Annotated in this window: 8 protein-coding genes; 2 read left to right on the top strand and 6 right to left on the bottom strand. The window is 57.0% G+C overall.

Going from position 1 to position 6,052, the window contains the following annotated elements:
• Positions 1-134 precede the first annotated feature (134 nt).
• Positions 135-362 carry a hypothetical protein gene (locus L991_RS08625; protein WP_028448794.1) on the bottom strand — a complete coding sequence of 76 codons (228 nt, stop codon included), beginning with the start codon at positions 360-362 and terminating at the stop codon, positions 135-137.
• A 190-nt stretch (positions 363-552) separates the two neighbouring features.
• Positions 553-930, bottom strand: a complete 378-nt coding sequence (locus L991_RS08620; RefSeq protein ID WP_047394069.1) for a hypothetical protein — start codon at positions 928-930, stop codon at positions 553-555.
• Positions 931-989: 59 nt separating this feature from the next.
• Here L991_RS08620 and def point away from each other — a divergent pair, with 59 nt between their 5' ends.
• Complete coding sequence (def, locus tag L991_RS08615; protein WP_047394066.1) at positions 990-1,514, top strand: peptide deformylase; 525 nt, start codon at positions 990-992, stop codon at positions 1,512-1,514.
• A 48-nt stretch (positions 1,515-1,562) separates the two neighbouring features.
• Here def and L991_RS08610 read toward each other — a convergent pair whose 3' ends face one another.
• A complete protein-coding gene (locus L991_RS08610; RefSeq protein WP_047394065.1) occupies positions 1,563-1,916 on the bottom strand; it encodes a translation initiation factor Sui1 in 354 nt (117 codons plus the stop codon).
• Between the two features lie 60 nt (positions 1,917-1,976).
• On the opposite strand from L991_RS08610, the gene L991_RS16515 reads away from it, so the two are divergent.
• Complete coding sequence (locus L991_RS16515) at positions 1,977-2,387, top strand: 2Fe-2S iron-sulfur cluster binding domain-containing protein (RefSeq protein WP_052190744.1); 411 nt, start codon at positions 1,977-1,979, stop codon at positions 2,385-2,387.
• On the opposite strand, the gene L991_RS08600 is transcribed toward L991_RS16515, so the two are convergent.
• The 3 genes from L991_RS08600 to greB form a co-directional block, all read right to left on the bottom strand.
• The gene (locus tag L991_RS08600) at positions 2,384-3,205 is read right to left on the bottom strand and encodes a thymidylate synthase (protein ID WP_047394063.1); all 822 of its coding nucleotides are present in this window, start codon (positions 3,203-3,205) and stop codon (positions 2,384-2,386) included. The genes L991_RS16515 and L991_RS08600 overlap by 4 nt on opposite strands.
• Positions 3,206-3,325: 120 nt before the next feature.
• Complete coding sequence (locus L991_RS08595) at positions 3,326-5,410, bottom strand: HAMP domain-containing histidine kinase (protein ID WP_047394057.1); 2,085 nt, start codon at positions 5,408-5,410, stop codon at positions 3,326-3,328.
• A gap of 81 nt (positions 5,411-5,491) precedes the next feature.
• Positions 5,492-6,049 (bottom strand): transcription elongation factor GreB, encoded by a 558-nt coding sequence (greB, locus tag L991_RS08590; protein WP_047394055.1) that lies wholly within the window; start codon positions 6,047-6,049, stop codon positions 5,492-5,494.
• Positions 6,050-6,052: the final 3 nt, after the last annotated feature.

Below are 6,052 nucleotides of genomic sequence, written 5' to 3'. Positions count from 1 at the left end.
AGGGTCGGACTCGAACCGACACACCTTGCGGCGGGGGATTTTGAGTCCCCTGCGTCTACCATTTCGCCACCTGGGCCAAAGCAGAGGGCGGATTATACCGAACTGCGCGTGCTTGGCAAGAGGCGCGGGCTAAATCAGGCTGCGGCGCGCAGGCTGTCGCGCAGTTCTTCCAGGGTAATGCCGCTTTGGGCCAGCATGGTTTGTAGCTCGCCAGCGAGTTCACGCTTCTTTTTCAGGCGCTGGATTTTATCGGTGATGGTTGGGGTCGGCGCCGGGGCCGGGCTCGCGGGTTGCGGGCTCACGAGGCCGCGTTCTGCCGGGGTCAGAAACAGTGTTTCTGGATGCGGGAGGGCAGCAGGCATGGTCAGGCAACTTCCTTGTCAGTCTTCGGGCGCGGGATGCGCACGTTGTAAGTTAAAGATGCCGGTAAATGCTTACAAAATCAAGGCCGCTGAGCGGAATTTTTAATACCCCGCTGTGGTATAAGTTGCTAGCCATTTCTAATAAAGGGTTTCAAGCATATACCCATTAATAATATTTGTAAGAAATGGCCTAAAACGGCGGACGAACGGTAGATTGCAGTTGGCCGACTGGCCAGCGCAGCGTGGTAGGCGGGTCTTGCTGTAGAGCTTGTAATAAATTCTGCAGCCGGTATTCGATTTCGTGCTGGCTTAAACCGTGGGTTTCGTGCAGCAAAATGGCGGCTTCCAGACAGATCATGCCCTCGGCAATCGGCGCCCAGGCCAGATGCTCGGCGGTGGGGCCTTGCCAGCGCCAATAGGCGATTTCACTTTGCGCGCATATCAGCACCCGATCGCGCGGTTGGGCGCTCAGCCACGCGAGTGCGGCATCGGCCAGCGCCAGATAATGTGCCCACGCGTGCTGGGTGTCGGTGTCCATCTCGGCGGCGGGGTCAAAAGGATCGAGCATGCGAATACAAAGCGGCGAAAAGCTGCCATCATACCGCAAAATAATCTGGGAGCTTGAGCATGGCGGTACGTGAGATTGTGCGCATGGGGGATCCGCGCTTGCAGCGGCAGGCGCAGCCGGTGACTGAATTTGCCACTGCGGTGCTGAGCGAGCTGATTGCCGATTTACAAGACACCATGCAGGCGCAAGGCGGGGTCGGGATTGCCGCGCCACAAATCGGGGTGGATTTGCAGGTGGTGATATTTGGGCTGACGCGCAGCGAGCGCTACCCGGAGGCGGAAAGTGTGCCGTTTACGGTGCTGATTAATCCGCAGCTCACGCCGCTGGGCGAGGAGGAAGTGCTGGGCTGGGAAGGCTGCTTATCGGTGCCGGGCCTGCGCGGCGAGGTGCCGCGTTGGGCGCAATTGCGTTATCAGGGCTTTGATCAATTTGGTGCGCCGATTGATCGTACGGTGAGCGGTTTTCACGCCCGGGTGGTGCAGCATGAATGTGACCATCTGTGGGGCGTGCTCTACCCGCAGCGGATTCGGGACATGCAGCGCTTTGGATTTACCGAGGTGTTGTTTCCAACGCGGCCAGATTAAGGGTATCTAGCTGCAGGTAAAGAATTAAAAGGGCTTTGCGGCGATACCCTAGCCACCGGCCAGCTTTACGGTAAACCGGCTGGCCAGACTTTTGGCCAAAAGCTCGCGATGGTCGCCCTGAATCTCAATCACACCGTCTTTCACGGTGCCGCCGGTGCCGCACTGGTTTTTCAGCGTTTTGGCCAGCGTAGCGAGCTCGAGCGCATTGAGCGGGACGCCGCGTATCACCGTCACCTGTTTGCCGCCGCGACCTTTGCTTTCGCGGCTGATGCGCACAATGCCATCACCGGCCGGTACCGCGCTTTGGGCTTGCGCGCGGCATTGGCAGGCGTTGCTGGCTTGCTGGCAGCTGGGGCAGATGCGGCCGTGTTCGGTGGAATAAACGAGCGTGCTGGATTTCATCACTGGCTGGGCTAGACTGGGCGACTTGGGAAAGGCTTATTGTACGGCGCAGGAGGGGTGATGCCGCAAGTGCAATTTATCTGGCCGGGGCTCGCGCCGCTTCGCGTCGAGGTGCCGGCAGGCACGCTGCTGATTGAGGTGACCCGCGAGCTAACCCGCGCTGGCCGTTTGCCGTTGGCTTGGCGCTGTGGGCAGGGTACTTGTGGCACTTGCCAGATCTATATTGCCCACGCGGCGAGTGGTGGCTGGATCAGCCTGAGCGGCAAAGAGCGCAATGTGCTGGTGCGGCACGCGCGCATGCCGATCAATTTACCGCTCATGATTTTAGATACGCCGCAGCAGGTGCGGCTGGCTTGCCATTATCGGGTTGAATACGATGTCTGCGTCTACCCGCAGCCTTTACCTATTCAGGGTATACGCCTGCAGGCCAATCAAAATAATGATGACCTGCCAATACCCCGTGAGGATTAAACCGCGACAGGGGCTTTGATGGCCGGGTAGGGGTCGTAGCCTTCCAGCGTGAAATCTTCATATTCAAAGCTGAATAGATCGGTTTTGGCCGGGTTCAGTTTGAGCTGCGGCAGCGCGCGCGGTGTGCGGCTGAGTTGCTCGCGCACTTGCTCGAAATGATTGCGATAAATATGGCAATCGCCGCCCGTCCAGATGAATTCGCCCGGTTGCAAGTCGCACACTTGCGCCAGCATCAGCACCAGCGTGGCATACGAGGCGATATTAAACGGCACGCCTAAGAATAAATCTGCGCTGCGCTGATACAGCTGGCAAGAGAGCTTGCCGCGCTGATCTGCCTCACCCGGCTGTGCGGGGGCGACATAAAACTGGAAGAAGGCATGGCAGGGCGGCAGGGCCATATTGTCGATTTCGCCCACATTCCACGCCGACACAATAATGCGCCGCGAATCAGGATTGTGTTTGAGCTGGTCGATCACTTGGCTGATCTGGTCGATATGCCGGCCATCGCGGGTGGGCCAGCTGCGCCACTGGTAGCCATACACCGGGCCCAGCTCGCCAGTTTCGGAGGCCCACTCATCCCAAATGGTTACGCCGCGTTCTTGCAGCCAGCGCACATTGGTGTCGCCGCGCAAAAACCACAGTAATTCGTTGATGATCGATTTCAGGTGCGTTTTTTTGGTGGTCACCAGCGGAAAGCCATCGGCCAGATTAAAGCGCATCTGGTAGCCAAACACCGATACCGTGCCGGTGCCGGTACGATCTTCTTTCCCGACGCCATGATCCAGGACGTGTTGCAAGAGTTCGTGATATTGGCGCATGGTGGGCATTCCTTTGAATGAGCAGGAAAACAAGCGCCAGCGGTTTTGAGCGCTGGCGCCAATCGATCGGGGCTATTGTACCGTGCTAGGCCTGCTTTGGGGATGCGGGCATCCCCGGCTTTACGCCTGCGGCAGGTGGGCTGCGACTACCTCGGCGGCAGGCAGCGTCACGATAAAGCGGGCGCCCTGGCCAAACTGGCTTTCGCAGCGGATTTGCCCAAACACGGCTTCGACCAGTTTTTTGGTAATCGATAAGCCCAGCCCCGTGGTGTGCTCGCCACCGGTTGGGCGGGCCGAGAGACGGCTGAATTTTTTGAACAGCAGATTCATTTCGTGCGGCGCGATGCCCGGGCCATGGTCGGTCACGCTGATTTCCACATCCTGATCAACGGCTTGGGCGCTAATTTCAATCCGCTGCTCGTTGGGCGAATATTTCACAGCGTTGGAAAGTAGATTATCCACGATTTGCCACAGCGCTTGCCGATCCGTGCGCACTTGCAGCCCTGTTGGCGTGTAATGCAGGGTTTGCTGTTTGCTGGCTACCCGCGGGCGCCAGCCGGCGATGGCATCATTGATCAGCTCATCCACATCCACCACTTCTATCTGCATTTGTACCGAGCCGGCTTCAAGGGCGTCGTGTTCCAGCAGATTACTGATAATACGCTGCATACGCCCGGCCAGTAGCTGAATGCCATCAAGGCGATCTTTGATTTTTTCCGGCGGCCAATTATCCAGGCGTTCACCCAAAAGGCTGGCCATGCCCTGAATGCTGGCGACCGGGTTTTTCAGGTCATGCGCGGCAATGGCCAGAAGTTCGTTCTTTTCTTGATTGAGATATTTCAACGCCTCATTGGCCGCTTCCAGCTGCAGATTGCGCGTGGCGAGCTCTTGGGTGCGGTCAGTAACCAGCTCTTCCAGATGCAGACGATGTGATTGCACGGTGTGCGACATATCGTTAAAGGTGCGCGCCAGCTCGCCAATTTCGTCGCTGCGGTGCAGGTCAAGCTGATTGCTGGTTTTGCCGGCCGCCAAGCTGCGAATGGCGTTCTTCAGGCGATCCAGCGGTAGCGCAACATCTTTACGCAGTACCATGGCCAATAGACCCAGCTCGACGGCGAGCGCGATAATCCCCAAGATCAGCACCATGCTGGCGGCCCAAGCGGCTTTTTCTTCCAGTAGGCGCTTTGGATATACCGTGACAAACACCCAGTTGGCGCCTTTGATTGGCACAATCCCTAGCCAGTTGCGGCCATCCGGGCTTTCAATAAAGCGTTCTTTGGGCGGGGCTTTGCTCACGGCCTCGTATAAATCATGCATCGCCGGGCTGATTTTGCGCATATCCAGCTTGCCTTGGTGCTCTTGGATTTTGCCCATGTAATCCGGGTGGGCAATCAGATAGCCATTGCGGGTAAAAATCAGATTGTGGGTGCCGGGAATATTGACCGTATTGGTGCGGTTGATGAGCTGCTCTAAGGGAATATCCTGACCAATCCCGCCCAGATATTGGCCCAGATAATCCAGCGGGGTCACCACTGAGATCATCCATTCCAGCGCTTGTTTGTCGTAGTAAATGCCAGTCCAGAACGTGCTGCGCGACGGATTACGCTCAGGCAGGGCGCCAAGCTCGGTGTCGAGGTCTTCGGCAAAATCTTCAACCGAGCCATTGCGCGCATAGTTGAGCTTCGGCAGATACATCAAGCTCACGTCGGAGACATTCAGATCGATAAAGGTATCGTAACTGCGGGCCCGATAGGCCGGGCCATACTGGCTAAGTACCTGCTGCGCCAGCACCACTTGCCGCATCAGCTCGGGCGTGTGTTTGGTGGTGGGCAGCATGGCCACGGTGGCTTGATGTTCAAAATCATCCAGCTCAGGGCGGACTCGCCACATGCCATCGCGATCTTGCTTGAGTAGATGATAAAACTGGCTGCTGACATCGGTGTTTTGCAGCAGCGCATAGCGGCGCACAAATTCGTCGCGAATCAGCTTGGTATTGGCTTCGGCGCCGAGGAAAAGCTCACTTTCCAGCTGGCTGCGGGTTTCGATGTATTTGCCCAGATTAGCAAGCGCTTCCTCTTGCAGGCGCACATAGCTGTAGTAGTAGCTCAGTGCAGAAATCAGGCAGGCGGCGAGGGCAATACGCAGTGCCATACTGCGCAAAACACGACGAAACAGGCTGCTGGTGGCGTAATTGTGCGAGTTCATGCCAGCACAATATCAGCTCAGGCGGTAAGCTGGCAAAAAGCTTTACATTTTCTAACGAACTTGTCGTTACAAAGCAAAAGCTTAGCTTTCGATTTTGCAGTACTCGACGGCGATGATTTCCAGCTCTTCCAGCCCTTGTGGCGTGCGCAGGGTGACCACATCGCCTTCACGGGCTTTGAGCAGTGCCCGCGCCACGGGCGAAGTCCAGCTGATGTGGTTTTTCTGGAAATTGGTTTCATCGATGCCGACGATACTGACAGTTTCCTCGCGGCCATCTTCACGCAAATACGTCACGGTGGCGCTAAAAAACACCTGATCCGTAGCTTCGCGGGTTTCAGGATCGATGACTTCGGCGTTTTCTAGCCGTTTGCTCAGAAAGCGAATGCGGCGGTCTATTTCGCGCAGGCGGCGTTTACCGTACTGATAATCAGCATTTTCCGAGCGATCCCCATTGCTGGCCGCCCAGTTCACCACCTGGGTGACATGCGGCCGCTCTTTATGCACCAGCTCGTACAGCTCATTTTTCATGCGCTGCCAGCCTTGTGGGGTCATGTAGTTTTTGCTGCCCTGCGGAACTTTCAGCTCCGCCGGCAGCTCGTCGTCATCGTGCTCGGTTTCTTTGGTAAACGCTTTGCTCATGAT

Origin of the sequence: Chitinibacter sp. ZOR0017, assembly GCF_000799095.1 — a bacterium.
GTDB classification, from domain to species: Bacteria; Pseudomonadota; Gammaproteobacteria; order Burkholderiales; family Chitinibacteraceae; genus Chitinibacter; species Chitinibacter tainanensis.
Note: the sequence above shows the minus strand (reverse complement) of the source record. Positions and strands in the feature narration are given on the sequence as shown.

Coding starts and splice junctions, on each gene's coding strand:
- L991_RS08610 (WP_047394065.1), bottom strand. CDS start 1,916: ATGAAATCCAGCACGCTCGTTTATTCCACCGAACACGGCCGCATCTGC.
- L991_RS08600 (WP_047394063.1), bottom strand. CDS start 3,205: ATGCGCCAATATCACGAACTCTTGCAACACGTCCTGGATCATGGCGTC.
- def (WP_047394066.1), top strand. CDS start 990: ATGGCGGTACGTGAGATTGTGCGCATGGGGGATCCGCGCTTGCAGCGG.
- L991_RS08620 (WP_047394069.1), bottom strand. CDS start 930: ATGCTCGATCCTTTTGACCCCGCCGCCGAGATGGACACCGACACCCAG.
- L991_RS08625 (WP_028448794.1), bottom strand. CDS start 362: ATGCCTGCTGCCCTCCCGCATCCAGAAACACTGTTTCTGACCCCGGCA.
- L991_RS16515 (WP_052190744.1), top strand. CDS start 1,977: ATGCCGCAAGTGCAATTTATCTGGCCGGGGCTCGCGCCGCTTCGCGTC.
- L991_RS08595 (WP_047394057.1), bottom strand. CDS start 5,410: ATGAACTCGCACAATTACGCCACCAGCAGCCTGTTTCGTCGTGTTTTG.
- greB (WP_047394055.1), bottom strand. CDS start 6,049: ATGAGCAAAGCGTTTACCAAAGAAACCGAGCACGATGACGACGAGCTG.